The 24,527-nt window shown below is 44.2% G+C and carries 21 protein-coding genes; 11 read left to right on the plus strand and 10 right to left on the minus strand.

The features are described 5' to 3' along the window. The first annotated feature begins 94 nt into the window (after window positions 1-94). Window positions 95-991: an SDR family NAD(P)-dependent oxidoreductase gene (locus tag AB8P72_RS11960; protein WP_369958295.1), complete on the plus strand. Its 897-nt coding sequence runs from the start codon at window positions 95-97 to the stop codon at window positions 989-991. Window positions 992-1,432: 441 nt separating this feature from the next. Beyond that, window positions 1,433-2,410, plus strand: coding sequence for a c-type cytochrome (locus tag AB8P72_RS11965; RefSeq protein ID WP_068407785.1), 978 nt, complete (start codon window positions 1,433-1,435; stop codon window positions 2,408-2,410). A 126-nt stretch (window positions 2,411-2,536) separates the two neighbouring features. On the opposite strand, the gene AB8P72_RS11970 is transcribed toward AB8P72_RS11965, so the two are convergent. The 3 genes from AB8P72_RS11970 to argS all read right to left on the minus strand — a co-directional run bounded on the left by AB8P72_RS11970 (window position 2,537) and on the right by argS (window position 6,547). Next, complete coding sequence (locus AB8P72_RS11970; protein WP_226928940.1) at window positions 2,537-3,634, minus strand: PTS transporter subunit IIC; 1,098 nt, start codon at window positions 3,632-3,634, stop codon at window positions 2,537-2,539. 102 nt (window positions 3,635-3,736) lie between these two features. Next, a complete protein-coding gene (locus tag AB8P72_RS11975; protein ID WP_068406989.1) occupies window positions 3,737-4,579 on the minus strand; it encodes an SPOR domain-containing protein in 843 nt (280 codons plus the stop codon). Window positions 4,580-4,717: 138 nt separating this feature from the next. After that, the gene (argS, locus tag AB8P72_RS11980) at window positions 4,718-6,547 is read right to left on the minus strand and encodes an arginine--tRNA ligase (protein ID WP_369957798.1); all 1,830 of its coding nucleotides are present in this window, start codon (window positions 6,545-6,547) and stop codon (window positions 4,718-4,720) included. Window positions 6,548-6,930: 383 nt separating this feature from the next. Here argS and AB8P72_RS11985 point away from each other — a divergent pair, with 383 nt between their 5' ends. Continuing rightward, the gene (locus tag AB8P72_RS11985) at window positions 6,931-7,149 is read left to right on the plus strand and encodes a DUF2788 domain-containing protein (protein WP_068406984.1); all 219 of its coding nucleotides are present in this window, start codon (window positions 6,931-6,933) and stop codon (window positions 7,147-7,149) included. A 35-nt stretch (window positions 7,150-7,184) separates the two neighbouring features. On the opposite strand, the gene cmoB is transcribed toward AB8P72_RS11985, so the two are convergent. Continuing rightward, window positions 7,185-8,207, minus strand: coding sequence for a tRNA 5-methoxyuridine(34)/uridine 5-oxyacetic acid(34) synthase CmoB (gene cmoB, locus AB8P72_RS11990; protein WP_068406981.1), 1,023 nt, complete (start codon window positions 8,205-8,207; stop codon window positions 7,185-7,187). Window positions 8,208-8,290: 83 nt separating this feature from the next. Continuing rightward, a complete protein-coding gene (cmoA, locus tag AB8P72_RS11995) occupies window positions 8,291-9,082 on the minus strand; it encodes a carboxy-S-adenosyl-L-methionine synthase CmoA (protein ID WP_068406978.1) in 792 nt (263 codons plus the stop codon). A gap of 325 nt (window positions 9,083-9,407) precedes the next feature. On the opposite strand from cmoA, the gene msrA reads away from it, so the two are divergent. The 3 genes from msrA (at window position 9,408) to AB8P72_RS12010 (ending at window position 12,427) form a co-directional block, all read left to right on the plus strand. Continuing rightward, complete coding sequence (gene msrA / locus AB8P72_RS12000; protein ID WP_068406975.1) at window positions 9,408-9,929, plus strand: peptide-methionine (S)-S-oxide reductase MsrA; 522 nt, start codon at window positions 9,408-9,410, stop codon at window positions 9,927-9,929. Window positions 9,930-10,050: 121 nt separating this feature from the next. Further along, the gene (tmpT, locus tag AB8P72_RS12005; RefSeq protein ID WP_068406972.1) at window positions 10,051-10,728 is read left to right on the plus strand and encodes a thiopurine S-methyltransferase; all 678 of its coding nucleotides are present in this window, start codon (window positions 10,051-10,053) and stop codon (window positions 10,726-10,728) included. A 205-nt stretch (window positions 10,729-10,933) separates the two neighbouring features. Next, complete coding sequence (locus AB8P72_RS12010; protein WP_068406970.1) at window positions 10,934-12,427, plus strand: lytic murein transglycosylase; 1,494 nt, start codon at window positions 10,934-10,936, stop codon at window positions 12,425-12,427. A gap of 155 nt (window positions 12,428-12,582) precedes the next feature. Here the strand turns inward: AB8P72_RS12010 and AB8P72_RS12015 are convergent, their stop codons facing one another. From AB8P72_RS12015 to AB8P72_RS12030, 4 genes are all read right to left on the minus strand, one after another. Continuing rightward, the gene (locus tag AB8P72_RS12015; RefSeq protein ID WP_198328552.1) at window positions 12,583-12,879 is read right to left on the minus strand and encodes a hypothetical protein; all 297 of its coding nucleotides are present in this window, start codon (window positions 12,877-12,879) and stop codon (window positions 12,583-12,585) included. A gap of 185 nt (window positions 12,880-13,064) precedes the next feature. After that, window positions 13,065-13,985: a DUF4062 domain-containing protein gene (locus AB8P72_RS12020; RefSeq protein WP_369957799.1), complete on the minus strand. Its 921-nt coding sequence runs from the start codon at window positions 13,983-13,985 to the stop codon at window positions 13,065-13,067. A 227-nt stretch (window positions 13,986-14,212) separates the two neighbouring features. After that, the gene (murI, locus tag AB8P72_RS12025; RefSeq protein ID WP_198328542.1) at window positions 14,213-15,226 is read right to left on the minus strand and encodes a glutamate racemase; all 1,014 of its coding nucleotides are present in this window, start codon (window positions 15,224-15,226) and stop codon (window positions 14,213-14,215) included. Window positions 15,227-15,270: 44 nt separating this feature from the next. Next, a complete protein-coding gene (locus AB8P72_RS12030) occupies window positions 15,271-16,005 on the minus strand; it encodes a DUF1285 domain-containing protein (RefSeq protein WP_369957800.1) in 735 nt (244 codons plus the stop codon). Window positions 16,006-16,682: 677 nt separating this feature from the next. Here AB8P72_RS12030 and AB8P72_RS12035 point away from each other — a divergent pair. From AB8P72_RS12035 to AB8P72_RS12045, 3 genes are all read left to right on the plus strand, one after another. Beyond that, window positions 16,683-18,320 carry an electron transfer flavoprotein-ubiquinone oxidoreductase gene (locus tag AB8P72_RS12035; protein ID WP_198328639.1) on the plus strand — a complete coding sequence of 546 codons (1,638 nt, stop codon included), beginning with the start codon at window positions 16,683-16,685 and terminating at the stop codon, window positions 18,318-18,320. Window positions 18,321-18,412: 92 nt separating this feature from the next. Beyond that, window positions 18,413-18,928 carry a helix-turn-helix domain-containing protein gene (locus AB8P72_RS12040; RefSeq protein ID WP_198329227.1) on the plus strand — a complete coding sequence of 172 codons (516 nt, stop codon included), beginning with the start codon at window positions 18,413-18,415 and terminating at the stop codon, window positions 18,926-18,928. After that, window positions 18,880-19,761, plus strand: coding sequence for an IS3 family transposase (locus AB8P72_RS12045; RefSeq protein ID WP_369957801.1), 882 nt, complete (start codon window positions 18,880-18,882; stop codon window positions 19,759-19,761). The genes AB8P72_RS12040 and AB8P72_RS12045 overlap by 49 nt, the downstream gene beginning before the upstream one ends. A 232-nt stretch (window positions 19,762-19,993) precedes the next feature. On the opposite strand, the gene AB8P72_RS12050 is transcribed toward AB8P72_RS12045, so the two are convergent. After that, the gene (locus AB8P72_RS12050; RefSeq protein WP_198329193.1) at window positions 19,994-21,490 is read right to left on the minus strand and encodes a sodium:alanine symporter family protein; all 1,497 of its coding nucleotides are present in this window, start codon (window positions 21,488-21,490) and stop codon (window positions 19,994-19,996) included. A gap of 794 nt (window positions 21,491-22,284) precedes the next feature. Between AB8P72_RS12050 and AB8P72_RS12055 the strand changes: the two genes are divergently transcribed. Next, window positions 22,285-22,545 (plus strand): DUF4212 domain-containing protein, encoded by a 261-nt coding sequence (locus AB8P72_RS12055; protein WP_068406957.1) that lies wholly within the window; start codon window positions 22,285-22,287, stop codon window positions 22,543-22,545. Between the two features lie 4 nt (window positions 22,546-22,549). Next, window positions 22,550-24,418, plus strand: coding sequence for a sodium:solute symporter family protein (locus AB8P72_RS12060; RefSeq protein WP_068406954.1), 1,869 nt, complete (start codon window positions 22,550-22,552; stop codon window positions 24,416-24,418). The last annotated feature ends 109 nt before the right edge of the window (window positions 24,419-24,527 follow it).

Here is a 24,527-nt window from a genome sequence, read left to right on the forward strand (position 1 = left end):
ACGCCAACATCTGCCTTTTTCCTCGCAGCAAGACCACGATATTACCCCTTACTATGCCAATCATGTTGCCGCTATCACCGGTGCAGGTTCTGGTATGGGACGCGAGCTTGCCCTGCATTTGGCAAAAATGGGCTGCCATCTGGCGTTATCGGATATCAATCCTGAACAATTGGCGCAGACCAAGGAGCTACTGGTCGGCTATGATGTCAAAGTTACCACCACCGTACTCGACGTCTCGGACAATAAAGCCGTCGAAGCGTGGGCGGATAGCGTGATGGCGGAACATGGTAAAGTGAATTTTATCTTTAATAATGCAGGCGTGGCGCTCTACTCTTCCGTTGAAGGCAGCAGCATTGGCGAGCTTGAATGGGTGATGGATATCAATTTTTGGGGCGTGGTTTATGGCACCAAGGCGTTTTTACCCCTGATTAAAAATAGCGTCAAAGAAAGCGAAATTAATACTGGTAAAAAAGATAACAAGGCGCGCCATTTTAACGAGCATGGTCATATCATTAATATCTCAAGCCTGTTTGGTTTGACCGCGCAGCCGTCACAATCGGCTTATAACGCCAGTAAATTTGCGGTACGCGGCTTTACCGAAAGCCTGCGCCAAGAGCTAGACATTCAGCGCTGCGGCGTGTCGGCAACTTGTGTGCATCCCGGCGGTATTAAGACCAATATTGCCAATAGCGCACGCGGTAACGACAGTATCAGCGACCTCGGTATGCGTAGCGGTAGCAAAGCCATCAGTAGCTTTAATAAATTTTTAAAATTCGATGCCAGCGCAGCGGCTTGGATTATCTTACAAGCCGCCGCCACCAACCAGCCACGCTGTTTGATTGGCAACGATGCCAAAATGATGGATGCCGTCCAGCGCGTATTCCCGTCTCGTTATGGTCAGGTACTCAATGATATCAACAAATTATCGCGTAAATTAAAAGGCAAAAAGCGCGCGAAAAGTGCCAACCGTAAAGCGGTAACTACTCATTAATATAGCGGCAAATACACGACGATAAGTTAAACTATTAAACAAACATCCTTAGCAAAAAGCGCATGAATACTTCGCTATTCACGCGCTTTTTAGTAGAAAACAACATATAGTCAAAATATCCTAAAAACGCGACGGTATTGCTGATATATCGATATTACTTCCCACTCACTATAGATACTGTGGTTTGCGCTTCAGCTTTCTTTAACTTGGTTTGTCACGTTATGTTTTATTTTCAATTTAAAATCACTTTACGTATTTGTATTTGATACCATCATGTTACTGATTGATTACCCCGTAGTTTTTGATGAACAAAGTGGAGCGTATACGCAAAGTCATGCTGTCGTTTTTATCTAAACCACAGCATAAGTTCTGCCATCATTGCTTCTAAATTGACACATCGATAGATTTTTATATATTATATTTTAAGATAATGACATTCCAATGAGAAAGTTTTTACGCACTAAGTCTTCTATTTTAGTAGCGTCTATCTTTGCTCTTGGTGCAACTGTTATCACAGGTTGTGATAATAGTAGTGAAACTAAGGCAGTTGATCGCGTTGAAGAGGCAGCAGCCCTAGCACGCGTAAAGGATCTTGAGGCACGTGCAGACACCTTAAAAGGTAACATGCCTGCTGCCAATGATATAACTGCAGGCAGCGCTGATGCTGCAAGCGGTAAACCGTCCATTAAGATGCCAGACGAATCGACCATTCCAGATGATGAGTATGGCGCTGCCGTACGCCGCGGTCTACAGCTTGCCAACCATACTTATAAAGAGCTGCCGAATAACGTTGGTAACCAGCTTAACTGTACCAGCTGTCACCTAGGCAATGGCTCAGAAGCGTATGCTGCACCTTGGAACAATATGCCAAGTATTTACCCGATTTATCGCTCACGCGCAGGTCGCGTCAATACCATTCAAGAGCGTATTAACGGTTGTTTTGAGCGTTCGATGAATGGTAAAGCACTCGATCTTGATTCAGATGATATGAATGCGATGGTGTCTTATATGAGCTGGTTGTCGCAAGATATGCCATTTGGGGTATCACCTGAAGGTCGCGGTTTTGTAAAAGTGAATAAAGAGTTAGAGCCAAACCCTGAAACCGGCAAAAAGCTGTTTGCAGAAAAATGCAGCTTTTGCCACGGTGCTGATGGCGAAGGTCAATACAATGATGATGGTACTTACCTTTACCCAGCAGTCGCAGGCGACAAGTCTTTTAATGATGGCGCAGGCATGGCGCGTACATATACCGCCGCGGCCTTTATTAAAGGTAAAATGCCGTTCGGTCAGGGCAATACACTAAGCGATCAAGAAGCGGTCGATATTGCCGCCTACTTTACCCATTTGCCGCGCCCTGTCAAAGCCAATAAAGACAAAGATTGGCCAAATGGCGATGCACCAAAAGATGTGCGTCGTTAATTGAAAAACTTATGAGTTAGACCATAAAAAAGCCCAGTTATTGAATAGCTGGGCTTTTTTATCATAGATAGTTAAGACAAATAGTTAGGAAAATTGGCGTGCTTTAGCTTTAGCCTTACTATTCATTTAGGGCAATTTCATATCGCCATCGACCAACCAGCCAAGGCGGCGCATCACGTAAGCGACCAGACCAGCAATGAGAGCAGGTAAAATGAACATCAATAATATAATCGCCGTCCACAACTGAGCACTGCTCATGATTTCTTGTGATGCTTCAATGACGCCAAACACCCCAACCAGTCCTGCCGTGCCCATACCAGCGCCAGTGGCTGTGCAAGCTAGCCCAAAGCCAACGGTTGCGATAGGACCAACGATGGCGCTAGCAATCACAGCAGGCAATAGTACGAGCGGTTTTTTAAGGACATTAGGAATCTGTAGCATACTGGTACCAAGTCCTTGGGATATGATACCACTGACGCCGTTGTCTTTAAAACTGGCCACCGCAAAGCCAATCATATGCGCCGCGCAGCCAACTACCGCTGCCCCACCTGCTAAGCCGCCAAGTCCAATAGCGATACAGATAGCCGCGCTTGAGGTCGGTAGCGTCAATAAAATCCCGACCACCACTGCTATCACGACACCCATGAGAAGCGGCTGTAATTCAGTCGCTGCTTGAATACCCTGACCAATGGCGTTGACCGTAGCGACAACTGGAGGATTAAGTAGCGCACAGACGATGAGTGCCACCGTACATACCATTAAAGGTATCAGCAAAATATCGAGCTTGGTCTTGCCAGCGATCCAAGTACCAGCGCGATAAGCAAATACTGAAGCCAAATAAGCACCAATTGGATTACCGGGCACCGCAGCGAAAGTTGCCGGACCTGCCTCTTGCGCGATAAATAAATTGCCCGCCATCAAAGCTTCAGAATGCGCGCCAAGCATCCCTGCAACCAAGCAGCTTAGCATCACCAAAGTTGGTGCTTTTAGGTAGTAGGCGATACCAACACCGATACCTGCGCCCATTAATACTGACGCCAGTTTGCCGACTGCTACCAAGGCTGGCAGGCTTAACCAACCACCAATTTGCGAGATGATAAGACCAGCGATAAGGGTCACAAACAACCCTAACGCCATGCCGGTAAAAGCATCGATAAAATACTTTTGAAAAAAAGCTTTCATCATACCAACGGGCGCAGTTTCTGAAGGAGTCACAGTCATCATGATGCTCTTATATTGAGTTTGCCGAAAGGAGCTAAAAAACATATCAAAAAAAAAGGGATAAAAAAAGCGTCCTCTGACGCTTTCTTTATCAATGCTTTAGGTTTAACGGCGCTGCTCAACGATAATAGAATCAATACCGTTATTTTGCAGGCGCTGCTGGGCAGTAGCAACCGCTTGACGATTATTCATCGGGCGTGAAATCACCTGATAAATAGGCAGGCCGTTACCGGTAGTGTTTTTCACCACTCTAGCATCGACACCAGCCATCAGAACTTGCGCTCGCCGACGGTCTGCTTCATCGGCATCGCCAAAGCTGTTGATTTGCAAAATATAAGTCGCCGCAGGCTTCGCTGGCTGAATACTAGCATTGCTAGCGTTCGCTGTATTAGCTCTGTTTGCAGCCGCGCCTGTATTCGCGCCTGTATTATTGGCAGCTGGTGTACCATCATAAGTCGCATCTTCTTCGACGATGACAATATCGTCGTCATTACTGCTGTTTGCTGCATTATTCGTATTGTTGCTACGACTAGGCTCAATCGTGGTGCTCTCAGAAATACCAAAGTTACCCGCATCATTATTACTTGGCGTGGTGTTTTCTGGCTGATTGACGACTACATCTGGCTCAAAATCAGTGATTTGACCGGATTGGCTACTACTGCCTTCGCCGAAGTCCTCATCAGGGATGGTCGCCATTTCTTGATTGGGCAAAATATCATAGAACTCATAATCACCATTGTCGGTATCGGTATCGACCCGTTGCTGAACTTGTCTATCAGCATCGGTGCCCTCACCGCTGCCCGCAGGACTAAAGTTAAACAAGGGTGAGAGGTATAAAAACACCCCGATCATGAGCGTCAATACTGCCCCAACAAACATCCATAATAAGCCTGACACACTACTGGTTTTGCGTTTTTCAGTGGCACCTTTTGGTTTTTTGGCTAACATGGATCTCGTTCTCCCTACTGAATTATCTGTCGTTGTCGAGTTATCGTTATCGAATTGTCTTTATCGAATCAGCACTGTCGATTAGATTAGAATTGAAGAATTATCATCAAATAATGGCTACAGCCGTCTTCCTTTATACTACATGCTAGACGGTGCAGACAAGCCTAATAAGCTCAATCCATTGGCCAATACTTGACGTACGGCTTTAGATAAGCGTAAACGCGCTTGCATCAAATCCGTCTCATCTTGGCTTGGCGTTTCACCTGAAGTTAGGCTGACCGGCAAGATGCGATTGCCATCATACCAACCATGAAATAACGCCGCCAACTCTTTTAGATAGTTGGTTAAGATATGCGGTTCATAGCCTGTCGCTGAGCGTAGCAAGGTTGCCGGATAAGCGGCCAATAATTTAATCAACTCTTCTTCGCTCGGTGCGACTAGTAACGCTTGCTTTTCAGCGCCAGTAATATCGTCTACTTGCAGACCACTGGTTTCTAGTTTTTCTAACACACGGCAAACCCGGGCATGCGCATACTGAATATAGTAAACCAAGTTGTCTTTACTTTGCGATTTGGCCAGCTCCAAGTCAAAATCAACATGAACTTCAGGCTTACGAGCGACGTAATAAAAACGCGCAGCATCGTTACCGACTTCATGGCGCAGCTCACGTAAGGTAACAAATTTGCCCGAGCGCGATGACATTTGCACTTTTTCACTACCGCGCCATAAGGCAACAAACTGTACCAATACCACATCAAGGCGGTCGGCATCGATACCGAGCGCCGTCAATGCCGCTTTTACGCGCGGCACATAACCATGATGGTCAGCGCCCCAAACGTTAATGACTTTATCAAAACCGCGATCGAACTTGTTTTTATGATAAGCGATATCAGAGGCAAAATAGGTACTTTGACCATTAGCACGGCGTACCACACGGTCTTTTTCATCGCCAAAATCAGTCGATTTAAACCAGATATTGCCGTCTTTTTCGTATAAATAGCCTTTTTCATCGAGGATTTGTAAAACAGGCTCAATCTCGCTATCGATGGATCTTTCGCTAAACCAGCACTCATAACGGACACCAAAGTCGTTTAAGTCGTCTTTGATATCAGCCAAAATACTGCTCAATGCCGCATTTAAAAACAGCTCGTAGCCATCACTAAGCAAGGCTTTACTATTAGCAATCAGTCCGTCGATATGGGCTTCTTTATCGCCTGATAGCAGTACTTTTTCGCCATCATTATTTATTTCAAACTGCGCATCTGCTGCTACGTCCTTTGCAATGTCAGCAAAACTATGAACGTAGCTGTCGCCATGCTGGCTTTTTAGCGTTTGCGCGATATCACTGACATAATCGCCTTGATAGCCATTGACTGGGAAGGTGACTGCCTCGCCGTTGGCCTCTAGATAACGCAAATAAGTACTGGTCGCTAAAATGTCCATTTGGCGTCCGGCGTCATTGACATAATACTCACGCGTGACGTCATAACCGATGGCTTCAAGCAAATTTGCCACGCTCATGCCAAAGGCAGCGCCGCGTCCATGACCGACGTGTAAGCTAGACGTAGGGTTGGCCGAGACAAATTCAACTTGGATTTTTTGACCTTTAAACTGCTTGCTTAAACCAAAGCGTTCTTGCAACTTAAAGATATCTTCTAACACCGCAAATTTGGCTTCGGTATTTAAAAAGACGTTGATAAAACCGGGGCCTGCGATTTCTACTTGACGAATATTTTGATTTTCAGGCAAGGCGTTGACGATTTTTTCAGCAAGCTGGCGCGGATTGGCTTTCGCAGCTTTGGCAGCCGTTAGGGCGATATTGCTCGCAAAGTCACCATGACTGGTATCTTTAGTACGCGTAATTTGGCTGTTGTTTTGCCAATCAGCCGGTAGTTCGCCGTTCGTTTTTAGGACTTCAATGGCACTGTCAAACAGTGAGGCGAGCGTATCGATTTGGGCTTGTGACATAGGACTATAAACTCAGATAAATGAACAAAAAATTGGGGTAATATAAGATAAGGCAGAAAAAATAAGTAACCTATAAATATAACAACCTTTAGCTGCTATTGCACTATTTGAACCAAAAATAGCATTAAAATCACCGCTATTATACTAGATATGCGCAAGTGACAAGGTAACGGCTATTATAGGCTGCCAATACAAGTCTATTTAGGCGGATTGTAGCGTTACTGTTGTCTGACGTTGGTGAAACATTTATAGCAACCTCATTCCGCGTTATAATGGCAACATTAATCTATTACTGCTATAAATGCTGATGCCATTTATAACCATATATAAAAACAGACCATAGAAAACGCAGCACTTTACACTTTCATTGACAGGACAAAACCATGTTTGCCATTGCTTCTAGTACCGTCACCAGTTGGGGCATGTATATTTTATTGCCCATTTTTATTGCTTTCTTATTCTTTATCATTTGGGATTTATCAAAACAGTCTAACGCTGGGCGCGCTGGTACTTTTTGGATGTTTTTGGCCTTAGGTGCGGGTTTTATCGGTTTTATCCTAAAAGTATTGATAGAGATGGCATTTAAACGCTGGTTTATTTAACCAACCTCTCTTTGCCAACCGCAAACTAACCAGCGCTATTTTTTTGCAATTAAGGTTGCTCGTTTCGGCGCAGGATACCCTTCGATGGTTTTACTGGCATCACTAGGGTCTAAAAAATCCGCCAATGAATGATACGTCATCCATTCGGTTTTGCGCTGCTCCTCAGTCGATGTAACCGCTACATCGACGCAGCGTACCTCGCTAAACCCCGCTTTTTCTAGCCAGCCAATAAGTGCATCGACCGATGGCAAAAAATAGACATTATTCATCTGCGCATAGCGGTCGTGCGGCACAAGTACGGTATTGGCATCGCCATCGATAACCAATGTTTCAAGCACCAGCTCGCCACCTTTAACCAGTTGCCCTTTTAGCTGTTGCAAATGCTCAAACGGTGACTGGCGATGATAGAGCACGCCCATACTAAAAACCGTATCGAATAGCTGACTGTGCTCCGGCAAGGCTTCAAGCGGTACAGGGATATAATGCGTTTTATAATGATCAGCGGCGCCAACAAAATGACGAATCGCCATAAATTGATGATAAAACAAACATGATGGGTCAATGATGATGACCGTCTCCGCGCCTGCCCCTGCCATTCGCCAACCGTGATAACCCGAGCCACCGCCCACATCTAATATTCGTCGTCCTTTTAACGTGCCTAAATGCGGTGCGACCCTTTGCCATTTCCAATCGCTATGCCATTCGGTATCGATAAATATCGAACAGTCTTTATCACTACCAATTTGAAAAGGCCCTTTGCGCCACGGCATTAGCTGCTTTAGTAGCGCTAAGGTTTGTTTGCGCTCAGAGTCGCTGAGATTGGCGGCAATAGTTAATACATCACTGTCCAAATCTACTTTATCAGCCGCTACTGTTGGCAATCGTGCTACCAACGCTTGGTAAGCGGGCGCGTGCGCGTAATTGGCTTTATCTTTGATATCATTAAGCCACGTTGGCAAGCGCGTCAGCCACTCATAAGCGCTCGGCTGCTGCTGCGCCAATGACAGCAAGGTTAAATATAATTCGCGTTCAGCGAGAATAATGGTGTCGTTAAGCATAAAAACAGATTGCCATGTCGGTAAAAAGATAGAGTAAAAATTTATATTAAAAGTCGAGCCGTTATTACTATCGCGTTTAAATATTATTTAAAGGCCACAATAGAGACAAAGTTTAAAAATTGAAACCAGGTCAAATGACGCTCAAAGCCAACTTGCGCTAGACGCATATGATGCTCATCCAAGGTATCGGTAATCAAAACGTTTTCTAAGGCATTGCGTTTGCCGCTGATTTCCATCTCGGTATAACCATTGGCGCGTTTAAAATCATAATAACGCTCAACCAACCATGCATCATACTGCTCATCAAAAGCATGGGTTTTTTCGGTCAATACCAAAATACCACCCTCACTTAATGCAGCATAAATTTTCTCAAGCACTGCCACTCTATCGGCAGCGGGCAGAAATTGCAGCGTCAGATTCAGAATGACCATATCGCATGGCTCAAGCTCGACATCACGAATATCAGCAGTAATGACTTCAATAGTATGCGCCGGATAATTCTCCGTTAATAACGTACTCGCCTCATTGGTCATCGCGGGTGAGATATCAATCGCCTTAATCTGTAAATCTTGCGACTCAAACTCGCCTGCCAACGCCATACTTGCCGCACCCAGTGAGCACCCTAAATCATAGACACGGCTGACACGCTGGCCGCTATCATCTTGCTGGCGGTATTTACAGTGACGACGAGCGAATATCGGCAACATCGCCAGCACTTGACCATAACCGGGTACACTACGGCGAATCATATCAGGAAAACACGCCACCACTTGCTCATCAAAAGAAAAACGCGCCGCTTTATCGAGTGGCGTGGTAAATAAGGTATCGTGCTTCACGGTGTCATTAGTCAGGTTAGCAGGCTTAGTTTGGCTCATGAGGTTACTCGTTTTTTGATGGTGGGTCGTTTTTTGATAATGGCTCGTTTTTTAATAATGAGACTTTGATTCTTTAAAAATAAAACGTTAATTAAATAGTGCATTACTCAATGCTTTAAAGACAGCTAAAGATAGCAAAAGCCCATTATAACATTACTGTTTGTTACTTATCGCGACCAGTTGCCCTGCTAAGCTAAATAGGTAACGCTAATCCTTTATAAAAGTAATCTTGAGACATAAAAGCAGTATTGAAAGATGAAATATTACAACCAGATAAAGCACTTAGCGCATCTCTATGACAACATCTATAATAATAGGAACAATTATGCAAACCATTATCTTAGGCGGTGGCTGCTTTTGGTGCACCGAATCAGTATTTTTATCCGTAAAAGGCGTGCAATCTGTGGTGTCAGGCTATATGGGCGGCGATGCCGTTTCTGCCAACTACGAAGCGGTCTGCGGCGGTGATACCGGACACGTTGAAGTAATCAAGGTTGAGTTTGACGAATCTATCGTACCATTAGAAGTGGTTCTTGATGTGTTTTTTGCCACGCATGATCCCACCACCATGGATCGTCAAGGCAACGACGTCGGCAGCCAATATCGCAGCGTGGTTTTCTATACCGATGAGGCGCAAAAACCAACGGTCGACCGTACCATTAACAAATTACGCGACATGGGCCTCAATGTGGTGACAGAAGTCCATCCCGCTATGGAATTTTACAAAGCTGAAGACGCCCATCAAGACTTCTATAATAGAAACCCGGGTCAAGCTTATTGTAACTTTGCTATTCCGCCGAAACTTGCCAAATTGCGCAAAGAATTTAGTCAGTATATGGTGAACTAAACCGGTAACGTGAATTTTATACGCTATCAAAGCCAAGGGTTAAGACGCTTGGCTTTTTTATTGCGTTTAGCGGTATGATAATACCAAACATCTAAAGTATAGATAGGTTAGGAATAAAGGTATGGATTCTAAATTTTGGCAACAGCGCTGGCAAGACGGCCGTATTGGCTTTCATAAGTCTGACGTCAATCCTCAGCTAATCAAGTATTTTTCTGAACTGGCAGTGCCCATCGGTGGCCAAGTCTTGGTACCTTTGTGCGGTAAATCGGTTGATATGGTATGGCTTGCGCACGCAGGCTACGATGTCGTTGGCGTCGAGCTTATCGAAACCGCTGTGCAAGCGTTCTTTGCTGAACAAAAGGTTATTCCTACTATCACTGAATTTACGAGCGCTACGGATAAATCTATTTTAAAACGCTATCAGGGTCAGCTAGCTGGGCAAATCATTACTTTATGGGCAGCAGATATTTTTGCTCTGAGCGCAACAGATATAGGCGAGATTAATGCTGTTTATGATAGAGCAGCATTGATAGCCTTGCCAGCAACGATGCGTGCTGATTATAGTGCGCAAATAGTTAAGCTTAGCAATCATGCACCACAACTGTTAATCACCCTAAGCTACGATCAAAGTAAAAAAGACGGCCCGCCTTTTTCGATTAGTCAGCAGCAGTTACAGCAGTATTATGATGCCGACTATAAAATTATCGAGCTTGAAAGCCAGTCATCAACCCTTAATGCGGCATCTGAGCTAGCCGTAACTGAACATGTTTGGTTATTAAATCCTTCATTTACTCATTAACTGGAGCTAAACCACGAAAAAGCGCTAAATCTTGCTTAAGCATGATAGCCAAACCCTCTTCTAACCTCACGCTCGCGTCAATTTATAGTAACTGAGTGCTTCGATACCTTTTCTTTACTATTGAGATTGGTTACTCTAAGTTCATACTGCTTAATTCAGCTTTGTTCTCTTTCAATGACTATTTCGATGTTTATAGGATATTTCCATGCGTTTTTCTTCGACCTCTACGTTATCGCTACTTAGCATCGCGGTTGGCCTCAGCTTTGCCAGTACTGCGCAAGCGGCCAAACCACCAGCACCAGACTTATCTAATAGCCAGTTTCAACAGTGCTTAGATGGTTTAAAAAACTCTAGTAAATTCCGCGGCGTCGATAGCTATACGTTTAATAACTATCGTCCAAGCCAGCCTGACCCTAGTGTGATTCAGTCACTCAATTACCAGCCTGAATTTCAAAAGGACGTTTGGGATTATTTGTCTTCGTTGGTAGATAAAGAGCGGGTCGAAGATGGTATTCGCGCTAAGCACCAATGGGCAGATACCTTGCGCCGCATTGAATCGCGCTATGGGGTCAAAGCTGAGCATGTACTGGGCGTATGGGGCGTGGAGTCAAACTTTGGTCAGACATTGGGTAAAAAGCCCTTGTTTGAATCTTTAGCGACGCTGTCATGTTTTGATCGTCGCCAAAGCTATTTCCAAGGCGAATATGCCAATGCGCTAAAAATTGTGCAAAATGGCGATATCGCACCTAGTGATATGACCGGCTCATGGGCAGGTGCATTTGGGCAAACGCAGTTTATGCCAAGTACCTTTTTAGAACTGGCTGTCGATTTCGATGGTGATGGCCGCCGCGACTTGGTTAATAGCGTCCCTGATGCGCTCGCCTCTACTGCCAACTTTTTGGACAAACGTGGTTACCGTACCGGCGAGCCATGGGGTTATGAAGTCAAACTGCCGAGTGGTTTTTGGGGCGCATCAAACCGTAAAGACAAAAAATCTATCAGCCATTGGCGCAATCAAGGGCTGACATTGGCGAACGGCAGCCCTCTGCCTTCTACCTTGGGCAGCGCAGGTTTATTATTACCAGCCGGCACTGATGGCCCAGCATTCTTGGTGGGTAAAAACTTCGACACGTTTTATTCGTATAACGCTTCAGAAAATTATGCTTTAGCAATTGCCCACTTATCAGACTTAATCGCGCGTGAAGACAGCAGCAAAACCGACTTTGTCACTGCCTGGCCGACGGACGACCCTGGTATTAGCCGTCAGCAATCTAAAGATATCCAACAAGGATTATTAAATGCAGGCTACGATATTGGCGAAGTGGACGGTATCATTGGTGATAATACCCGTACGGCGATTCAGCAATATCAATCAAGCCATGGCATCTTTCCAGCCGATGGACGCGCCGGACAAAAATTTTATCGCGCCATCGTTGGTAATAGTGCTGCAAGCACTTCCCAATATGGCAATCCGTACGGACAACCAGCAAACAGTCGTCCTTTAAACCCTGCGCCTGCAGACCGTATGGGGCAATTGATTCAACAGCAAACTGGCAGCTCAAACTCTAATCCTTACTCGGTACAGCCGTCTGTGCAGCCAACCGTTAGACCATCAACCTCATCGGGCAATACGCGTTATCGCCGGGTTACCAGTCCTGATGGTACGATAAAGCTTGTACGCGTTGATGAAGGCTCATAATTAGCTAAGCTAAGGAATGAATTATTTAGTATCTACAAGCATGTATTAGCGACTAATAAAAAAGCCACGCTTATTTGCGTGGCTTTTCTATAAAATGAATGCAATAAACTGAAAAAAGACGGTCATTATTCTATTATTTTGTTAAATAATATCTACTAGATAACAGGTGGCGGATTTGGTTTGCCATTGTCGCCATCCCAATTTTCGCGGGCTTTGTCATCTAAATCCGCAGGCGTTTTTGGTTTCCATTTGCCGTTTTCCTTCCACGTCGCATCACCCCAGTCAGCATCTTCTTCCTTTCTATCCAAATCCTTATAGGCTTGGGTTGGGTCAATGCCGCGACGTTTCATGTCAGCAACTTGCTCTTCTAAGGTACGAAACTGATCGGCTTCAAGCATGGTTTCTTCTAAGCTGGTTAGTTCACTATTTAAATCTTTTTTGGCATCACTCATTGTTGGTTCTCCCTAATTATTAAGCATTATTATGTATTTATACGCTTATTATTACGGGTATTACCCCGCTTCACAACTACAGAGACGTATGCTTTGTATTACAAAGGGTAAGCGCTGGCTTTATAAATGGATTTTTTTCAATGAAATTATAAATAGAGCAGAGAGCGTTTGCCCTAGCTAAGCGGTTAGGTGGTGAGTTGAATCCAGTTAGCCGCCACCAACTGCCGCTGTAATTGGTTTAAGTCATCTTGAGAAATCTGACAACGTGCTACCGCGTGAACATTTGGCATGTCATTTTTGATATCTGTTTCAGCTTTGACGGCGATTAAGCGATTAATGGCGCTCTGTAAACCATAGCTTGAAAAGGTAGCGGGTATTTTTATTAAGGCGATGAGCACTTCTTGCCACGATAAACTCATAGGGCGGGTAACGTCGGTTAAATTACCGCCTTCATAGGCTTGGGCTTTGTACTGAATCTCAAAAGTGTCTGTCAGCACCAATGGTTTGCTGACACTATCGGCTGCTAAATGATTGGTAACAGCAGGGCGAGATTGGGTAAGTTTGGTTTTCTTGGTAGAAAAGCTCGTTGCCGTTTCTTCAGCCAGTGCCGATTTATTGGCTTTCATTAGCTCGTCGCTCACCCTTACCCAGCCGTCCCCTACTTCATGATTGGCGACCATTCTATAGAAGGCTTGAATGAGGAGCTGCTCGATATCGTTTTCTGTTTCATAGTAATAAATCTTATCGGCTTTTTTGGTCACCATGTTGGTGAATTCTTGTAGCTGCCGACTGATATTGACCTCGTTATGATGACTTTTGACCAATATTAACAAAGGTTTGAGCTTGGCTTTAGCATTAAGATAGCTTAAATGCATTTGACTGACACCAGTATTTTGCGCCGTACCATAGCTATCACCGATAATCATCAGCGCATAATCGCAAGCATCGATACACTGGCGACCATATAACGCCGCTTTGGGTAATTTGCTAGAAACGTCATAGGTTAAAAATGCGCGGCCTTGGAAAAACATCGCCACACTGTCTAAAACCAACAGTTGGTCGTTGTCAGCGCATATGACGTGAATATGATAGCGACGGTTTGACACAATCACCTCTAAGCTTATTAGTCATATAAATGAAAGTTATCTCAATCGATACCCAAAAACGATAGCATCAGAGCTTGTCTAATATTCTGCTTGGCAAATACTAGCCTAGCAGAATATTACGCAAATGCGTTTAATTTATTGCTAATTCCACTAATATATTGCGGGATTATAACAGCTACCTCACTATTGCACAGGCAAAAAACCCTATTAGACTAAAACAAAAGGGCTTAAGGCGAAAGAATATACTGTATACGAGACTGTTTACCCAATAAACGTCGCACCACAGCGCCGAGCTGCTCATCGTACCTAGTCGCGTAAAAAGTCAAAGCCGGCGGTATATCTATAGCGGTCGCTACGCCATTTAACGCTTCATTAGCTGATACCGTAACGGGTAATGCCGACAACTGATCCGCTATCAACAGCTGCTTAACGCGCTCAGCGATTGCATGCCCCGAATCGACAATATGTAGCGGTAACTGCTGCTGAGTAATTTCTTGGCGTAAAAACGCTTTAAAAAATGGATAATGGGTACAGCCTAATACCAACTGATCGACGCCATCTTGCGAAAATTGCTGCAATTGCAGGCGTAAATCCTGAGCCGTTTTGCTGTCTTTAGGCATACCTGACTCAACCCAAGGGACTAAGTTTGGGTCAAAGTATTTGGTGACTCTGGTAGCATGAGGAATGGCGACATTCTTAATGACGTCATTGAGTAGTGCACCGTTTAACGTCGCTTTCGTTGCCAATACTGCCACGTGATGAGTTTTACTGGCCAACACCGCAGGTTTTAAAGCGGGCACCAGACCGACAATAAGCAGCTGCGGATAATAGCGTCTGGCCGTCTCTAACGCATACGCCGAGGCACTATTACAGGCGATGACGATAAGCTTGCAGCCTTGCTGATACAGCCACTCTACTGCGGCGAGCGTCAAGGCTTTAATGTCTTCACTATCGCGATTGCCATACGGTACATGCAAGGTATCTGCATAATAAACGTAACGCTCATGCGGTAATTGCTGAGCCAGATGTAGATAGACCGACAAGCCGCCGACGCCCGAATCAAACAAGCCGATTGGCGCGCTGCGTTCCTTTTTAAGCGCGTTATTTATCACGCTATCATCTGCTTTAAGCGTTTTAAAACTATCATTAATAAATGTCGTTTTGTGCGTCTCAAGGCTATCAATAATATCAACACCATCAAGGCTTGTATTATCAGTCACTGCTTTTACGGCAACCTTCATTGCTCTCTTACCGCCGTTCTTATATAAGTATTAAATATAGTCTATTATGAATCTAATGGCATTGATAATGTATAAGCGTTATCGCCACTTTGCAGCGTTAGTATCGTCTCACCATCACGCTCTGTCAATTCACCAATTTCTGTTAAATGATAAAAAGCGTTACGTCCAATCAATGCTTCTAAGCCGTTTCGTACCGTCATATAAGGACGAATTTGCGTAGGACTTTCTGTACTTTTATTGTCTTCTTTATTCTTACTTTTGCTAGAATTGCTATTGTCATCAGAGTCTTTCATTGTATAAGCACGCAAACTAATCGGATGTTCATCATCTAAACGCACTACATCACCGGTGCTGGTCGTAAATTCTAGCCAGTTTTTACCTTGTTCTTCAATTATACCAACATCGTTAATCAGTAACGGCGCATCTTCTACTTGAATACGCAGTTTTTGTACCGGCGTTTTTAAAAAATACTCAACCGCGCCATTATTTTCTTCTTTCCATAAAATAGTAGCAAATAAATTAACCAGTGACTGACGGGTCATGTGCTCGCCTTCGTGCCACCACTCACCGTTGGCTTTGATGGTTAAATCCATATCCGTTACTTGCTCAGGATGCCAGTTCTCAAGCGGCGGTATGGCGCGCCCTTCGCGTATACTTGGCGCTGACTTAAAATACTGACTCAAAGCATCCATACCATTTGGCGCAGATACCTTGTCATTCGTGACTTTGAGGCTATCTTTATCATTAGAATTGTCGTTTTTATTATCGTCATTCATCATAAAATCCTTTATGTAGTAATCAAAGTTTGTCGCATCTATTATTACTATAAATTTTTGTTTCGGGTATGATGAAAGCCTATCGTCATTGTACCCCCATTATTTCCATCTTACCTTAACATTGATACCCAGAAATGCGTATCGTGTTTGTAGGACTTTTCTTTTATAATGAGTAACGATTATTTATTTGCAATGGTTCAGTGGGTGTTGAATTAACAACACATTTTACGTTATGGGTGCTAGATTTTACGTCAATCTTTGTACGCTTAACGTCGTCAATTGATGCCGCAAAGACAGTTCTTATCGGGCAGCCATATGTCTGAGTAACGTTAGCGCCGCAAGCTTTATTATTCAATTGTTAAGCTAATGATGCCCTGAGATAAGCCACTAAAAGTTTAGGAGTAGGTATGCAAGAGCAAGACAATCAAAAGCCTGTTGTTGATAATGACACTGTTAGCAACGACGTTGTTAATAATGACACTGTCAGTAACGACACTGTAAATAGCGACATCGCACATACTGATGTAGCCGTAGAAGAAGTCGCCACTACTGAAGAAAGCGCTGCAACTGAGGCGACAGAAGCTGCCGCTGAGCCAGTAGAAGCCACTACTGCAACAGAAGCAACGCCCGAGCCAGCCGTAGAGCCAGAAGCTGCTGAGCCTGAAATCGAACGTGAATCAATGGAATTTGATGTCATTATCGTCGGCGGCGGCCCTGCAGGTTTATCAGCAGCCATTCGTCTGCGTCAGCTTGCTATTGCAGCGGGTAATGATGAGTTTATGGTTTGTGTGGTCGAAAAAGGCTCAGAGTTTGGTGCCCATACCTTATCTGGTGCAGTCATTGAGCCGCGCGCTTTAGACGAGCTGATACCAGATTGGAAAGAAAAAGGCGCACCGCTAAACGTGCCTGCCATTGAAGACCGCGTTTATATGCTCGGTTCTGCGACCAAAGCAACCAAACTACCTGATTCTATCGTACCTGCTAGCATGCACAATGAAGGCAACTACATTGTCTCATTGGGCAACGTCGTTCGCTGGTTGGCTGAGCAAGCAGAAGAGCTTGAAGTCATGATGTTCCCAGGCTTTGCAGCCGACGACATCTTATATAACGATGACGGTTCGGTAAGAGGAGTGTTGACCGGCGACATGGGCGTAGCTGCCAATGGTGAAGCCAAGCCAAGCTTTGAGCCAGGTTACGAGCTGCTAGGTAAATATACCATCTTTGCCGAAGGTTGCCGTGGACATTTGGGCAAGCGCCTCATCAGCCGTTTTGCGCTTGATAAAGACTCAGACCCTCAGCATTATGGTATCGGCCTAAAAGAGCTATGGGAAGTCAGCCCAGAGAAGCACGAGCAAGGCGTGGTCATGCATGGTTCAGGTTGGCCTTTAACGGATACCGGCTCATCTGGCGGTTGGTGGTTATACTTCGATGAAAACAACCAAGTCAGCTTCGGTATGGTGATCGACTTATCGTACTCAAACCCTTATATGTCACCTTTTGATGAGATGCAGCGCCTAAAACTGCATCCAGTCATTCGCAACGTCTTAGAAGGCGGCAAACGCCTGTCATACGGCGCGCGTGCGTTGACCAAAGGCGGCTTAAACTCCTTACCAAAATTCACCTTCCCAGGTGGCGTGTTGGTCGGTGATGATGCTGGATTCTTAAACCCTGCCAAAATCAAAGGTACGCACACCTCGATGAAGTCAGGTATGTTAGCGGCTGAAGCGATTTTTGAAGCGTTACAAGCAGGCCGTGAGTATGACGACGTGGTTGCCTATAGCACCATGTATAAAGAATCCTGGCTGTATCAAGACAACTACGAAGCGCGTAACTTTGCCCCAGCCATGCACCGTATGGGTCAATGGATGGGAGGCGCCTTTACCTTTATCGAGCAAAATTTGCTTGGCGGTAAAATGCCTTTGACCATTCATGATAATAAGAGAGATTATGATCAGCTAGAGCGCGCGGCGCATGCTTATCAGCCAACCTATCCTAAGCCAGATGGTAAGCTGATATTTGATAAGCTGTCATCAGTCTTTATCTCCAACACCAACCATGCCGAAGACCAACCGTCGCATTTGAAACTTACCGATCCTACGGTGCCTGTTTCAATCAACTTACCGCTATATGCTGAGCCTGCGCGTCTGTACTGCCCAGCTGGCGTTTATGAAGTGGTGAAAGATGCCGAAGGTGCTAAGTTTGTTATCAATGCCCAAAACTGCGTGCATTGTAAAACCTGTGATATCAAAGACCCGTCACAGAACATTACTTGGGTAACGCCAGAGGGCGGCGGCGGTCCTAACTATCCAAACATGTAAATCATGTTTGATATAATTATGGCTTAATAAAAAACCGCTCTTAATATTGAACTGACCCCCATAAGTTGGACACAACTTTTGGGGGTATTTTTATGCGTTACGATCTAGACTTTAAGATCAAAGTCATAGCATACTACAAGCAAGGACATAGCGGAGGTGCTACAGGTGAGAAATTTGGACTTGATGACAAGATGGTATTTAAGTGGGTTCAGCAATATCAAAGCGGTGGTATAAACGCCATCAAACCTAAAACTGGTAAAGCTAAATACAGTAGCGACTTTAAGTATAAAGTGATCGCTATGATGTTAGCAGAAGGATTAAGCCAATCTGAAACTGCTCTTAAATTTCACATCAGCTCACCTGCGCTCATCAGTCATTGGCATAAAGCCTATCGCCTCTACGGTATGTCTGGACTCACATCCAAATATAAAGGTAGTAGCACCATGACTTCTCCTATCACAGACAAACCCGATAATGAAAAGACGCCAGCAGAGCTCAAACGTGAACTGCAGTATCTACGAGCGGAGAATGCTTATCTAAAAAAGCTCGATGCACGGCTTTGGGAGAAGGAACAAGCAGTCAAAAAGCAAGGCTCATCGAAGGATTGAGACCGCAGTACGCGTTATCTGATTTACTCACCATAGCAAAGCTTGCAAGGAGTCGTTTCTACTATCATAGGGCTAGTCTGAGTAGTAAAGATAAATATGCCGATCTTAAAAAGCGTATCCGTGATATCTACCATCACCATAAAGGTCGATATGGCTACCGTAGAATCACCCAGACACTTAAAAATGAAGGTTTGATTTATAATCATAAACTTATCGCACGGCTTATGGGACAGCTTAAGCTTAGTGCAAGAATTAGAAAGCAAAAGTATCGATCCTATAAAGGTCAGTGTGGCGTCATTGCTAAGAATAGAGTCAAACGCAGGTTCAGAGCGAAAGCGCCCAATCGCAGGTGGTTTACTGACATTACAGAGTTTAAAATAGGAGATGAGAAGTTGTATCTGTCACCGATACTAGACTGCTTTAATAATGAAATCATCAGTTATACGCTCTCAAGACGACCCGTATATGACTTGGTCAAACAGATGCTTGAGCGCGCGGTTGAAAACATATCATCAAAGCGCAAGGGTAAGGAGGAGCTAACGCTGCACTCAGATCAAGGGTGGCATTATCAAATGACGCAATTTGCAACCACGCTCAAAGAAAATAATATGAAGCAAAGCATGAGCCGAAAAGGTAACTGCTTAGACAATGCATTGATGGAAGGCTTCTTTGGCACGCTAAAATGTGAGACTATTTATCTTGAAAAGCCGACCTCGATTGAGGCTTTAGAGAAACAGATTCACAGATTTATGCAGTATTATAATCATGAGAGAATTCAGCTGAAACTAAAAGGACTGAGCCCTGTACAGTACAGAACTCAGTCCTTGATATAAACTAAACCGTCCAAGTTTCGGGGGTCAGTTCATATAAGGGCGGTTTTTTTATGCTTGTATGATCCATTCGAAATAAAGACAATACGCTAGTAGCTAGCGTGCGACTGAGATAAATTTTCCTTGCTTGCTGTTATCACAGAAGCTACGAAAAATTCATCTAAGTCACACTGCATCGCTTTTAAAGTGAACCTACTATATTTAATAGAATAACTTTTTAGCTTACTAAAAAATACTAATCAGTCCACGCATCACGATTGGCTTCATCTCTTAATTTTACAAAGTCATCGGGGTCGAATTTGATTTGCTCGCCGGTTTTGCCTTCTTTGATTTGTCTTTCATAATCACGCAAAATTCTAAGCGCCACTGGTGACAAGATTAAAATTGCTATCAAGTTGACGAGCGCCATGAGACCCATTGATAAGTCAGCGAAGTTCCAAATAGCAGGTAAGCTAGCAATAGCGCCAACAAATACCATGCCTAAAACCATAAAACGGAAAATCATAATCATGACTTTGGCATTTTTTTCACCAGAGATAAATTCAAGATTGGACTCGCCATAACTGTAGTTGGCAATGATAGAGGTAAACGAGAAAAAGAAAATTGCAATCGCAACGAAAATCACACCCATATCGCCCACGTACTGCGACAGTGCTAACTGGGTTAATTGAATACCTTCTTGTTCGACATTTGGATCGACGACCCCTGAGAGAATAATAATCGCCGCGGTTGCCGTACAGATAACCAGCGTATCCATAAAGACACCGAGCATTTGCATAAAGCCTTGCACCGCTGGATGGTCAGGATGGCTTTTTGCCGTCGCTGCGGCATTGGGCGCTGAACCCATACCCGCTTCGTTCGAAAACAAACCGCGTTTGATACCGTTAATCATCGCCTGCGCAATACCATAACCAATCACACCGCCCGCCGCTTGCTCAAAGCCAAAGGCTGATTTTACAATCAAGGCAACGGCTGCTGGGAATTCGCTAAAGTTGGTGATAATAATATAAAGCGCCAACAAGATATAAAGAATCGCCATGACTGGCACGATTTTACCTGCAATACGCGCAACCGAGCGTAGTCCGCCAAATACCACTGGGGCGACGAGCGCGACCAGTATTAACCCTGTCATCCACGTTGGAACACCAAACGCTTCATTGGTCGCCTGCGCAATCGTATTTGACTGCACGCCATTGAACGCCAAACCAAACGCAACCAGCAGGCAAAGCGAGAAAAATATCGCCAGCCAGCGCTTGCCCAAACCTTTTTCGATATAGTAAGCCGGTCCACCGCGGTAAACATTGTCATTATGCGGCACTTTATAAGCTTGGGCTAAGGTTGACTCGATAAAACTGGTCGACATACCGACGAGCGCCGTCATCCACATCCAAAATACTGCGCCCGGTCCACCAAGATAGATAGCGATCGCTACCCCTGCCAGATTACCGGTACCGACGCGCGCCGCTAAAGACGTCATCAGTGCTTCAAACGAGCTAATACCACCATCTTTACGCCCTTGGTTTGACACCCGTAATAACTGCCACATATGACCAAAGTGACGAAACTGAATAAAACGCGTAGCAACGGTAAAATATAGACCAGCCCCAATCAACACAAACATCAACAATCCATACCAAGGATTGCTGGCGATTAACCAATCGTTATTACCCCAGATAATACTAACGCCGTAATTCACGATGTTATTAAACCAGCCTGCTATGCCGTCACTCATACCTACTCCTCACTTACGTTTATAAATGTTACTTATTTTTATATAGAAACACATTTAACTAATTATACCGCTCATAATTCTGCTAAAAATCTCTACTAATAAGATGCCGTGTGCATTCTATAGAGATTAAGACACCTACTACTATCAAATTTGGTTATTAAGTTAAAAAAACTATTTCTGAAATAAATGTCACTTACTATTGAAGTCCTATAGAATGGAGAATGTAACAAATCAGTAGCATTGGTTAGACATTTATCGTACGATCTTAGTAAGATTAAATATCTAAACACTTATAGAAGTCTACTTTATTACCGACCACGTTTTTTAACTACGGTAGAGTAGATTTTATAGATATTAGCATTCGGTTGATATTGATTTATTGGCATGAATGACTAACGTATTAACAACTTTAAGACTCTTGTCAGGAAGACGGGATCGTAAAAAGACAGCGGATTGTTGACCTTCATCGTTTTTCCTCGATAAATCCCCTTTTTTTTCTGCAAGACACTCTTAAAAACCCTAGCATTTATGATGTCGTTTATTTGATTAAGTCAGCTTAATGTTAAATAAATGACTACTAAATCGCTTTATGACTGGTTCACGTTTTAGTATTTGGTTTTTATTATTTTTCATTTGTGCGCATTTTTTCAGCTAAGCTGTTGAGTCATTTTGTATGAATCGTCTATAGGATGGTTTTTTTATAGACACAATTTCGCTTGAAGCGATAGACAAGAATAACTCATTAAGCTCAAATCAAATATTATGTTTTTAGGCAAGACAAAAGGAGTTGTCCTATGGAAAACCACAACGATCCATCTGGTTATTGGCGTGCCAATATCCGTCTCATTATAGGTTGCCTCGTTATTTGGGCCCTCTGTTCATACGGTTTCGGTATTTTATTTCGACCATTATTAACAGGTATTCGAATAGGCGGTACTGACCTAGGATTTTGGTTCGCTCAGCAAGGTTCCATTGGCGTATTTATCATTTTAATTTTCTTCTACGCGTGGCGTATGAATAAGTTAGATAAACAATATGGTGTAGACGAGGAATAGCCCTATGAGTCAATTTACGATTAATATTATTTTTGTAGGTCTATCTTTCGCTTTATACTTCGGTATTGCATGGTGGGCACGTGCAGGTTCAACCAGTGAGTTTTATGTTGCTGGCGGCGGCGTCCATCCTGTAGTAAACGGTATGGCAACGGCTGCTGATTGGATGAGTGCCGCGTCATTTATCTCGATGGCAGGTATTATTGCTACTGGCGGCTATGCGGCCTCAACTTATTTGATGGGTTGGACGGGTGGTTACGTTCTATTGGCCATGCTGCTTGCGCCTTACCTACGTAAATTTGGTAAGTTCACGGTTCCAGATTTTATTGGCGACCGTTTTTATTCTAAGACCGCAGCGATGATTGCCGTGGTTTGTTTGATTATTGCCTCAACCACTTACGTTATCGGTCAGATGACCGGCGCTGGGGTAGCATTCTCACGCTTCTTAGAAGTGGATAATACCACGGGTTTGATTATTGCCGCGGTTGTTGTTTTCTTCTACGCCGTACTTGGTGGTATGAAAGGGATTACCTACACGCAGGTTGCGCAGTATATCGTTCTTATGATTGCTTATACCATTCCTGCGGTATTTATCTCACTTGAATTAACAGGCAATCCGATTCCGGGTCTTGGTTTGTTCTCAAACCATGTGGAAGCCGGTATTCCTATCTTAGCTAAGCTTGATCAAATCGTCGTCGACTTAGGCTTTACCGCTTATACCGCTGACGTGCCAAACAAGCTAAACATGGTGTTATTCACTTTATCACTGATGATTGGTACAGCGGGTCTACCGCACGTTATCATTCGCTTTTTCACCGTTCCTAAAGTTGCGGATGCGCGCTGGACGGCTGGTTGGACATTGGTTTTCATCTCGCTACTATACTTCACTGCCCCTGCAGTAGGTGCAATGGCACGTCTAAACCTAATCGATACCATCTATCCACAAGGTGTTGAAGAGCCTGCTATCGAGTACGATCAACGCCCAGACTGGATGAGAACGTGGGAAGACACGGGTCTTATTAAATATAACGATTTAAATAACGATGGTCGTATCCAGTTCTATAGCGATAGCGGACTTGGTGCAGCTGAGCTCGCAGCAGCGGCTGCCACTACTGACGGCGGTGATGTTGCGGCAACGACGGCGGCGGTTGAAGAAGCAAAAGCTGAACATGCTTTAGAGCGTGATGGTATCTTTGTCGATAGAGGCTGGGAAGGTAACGAGCTTGATGTCAACGCTGATATCTTGGTATTGGCCAATCCGGAAATTGCACAGCTACCAGGTTGGGTTATTGGTCTTATCGCCGCCGGTGGCTTGGCAGCAGCGCTATCAACGGCAGCGGGTCTACTACTTGCCATCTCATCAGCGATCAGTCATGACTTGATTAAACGTAACTTAAATCCAAACATTACTGATGCAGGCGAGCTAAAAGTTGCCCGTATCACGATGGCAATTGCGATTGTGGTTGCAACATGGCTTGGTATTAACCCGCCAGGATTTGCCGCACAGGTCGTGGCACTAGCCTTTGGTATTGCAGGTGCGTCACTGTTCCCTGCGCTGATGATGGGTATTTTCTCAAAACGTGTTAACAACTTGGGCGCTATCGCTGGGATGTTGACGGGCTTGATTAGTATCTTGGTTTATATCTTTATCTTTAAAGGCTGGTTCTTTATCAGTGGTACAGCAAGCTTCCCTGATACAGAAGAGTATTGGTTGTTCGGTATCTCGCCACTATCATTTGGTGCGGTTGGTGCATTACTGAACTTTATCGTGGCATTTATTGTTTCTTATGCAACGACGCCACCACCAGCACATATCCAAGAATTGGTTGAAAGTGTTCGTTCTCCACGCGGAGCTGGCGGCGCAATCGATCACTGATCTAGACGATATTATGTGCTATTCTTTATAAGATAATCACTCACCAGCAGCAACTGCTTGTGAGTGATTTTTTTATCTTTTTATGAATTGGTTTTAAATGCGCTGATGG

The sequence above is a fragment of the Psychrobacter sp. CLB018 genome, assembly GCF_041222815.1.
GTDB lineage: Bacteria > Pseudomonadota > Gammaproteobacteria > Pseudomonadales > Moraxellaceae > Psychrobacter > Psychrobacter faecalis.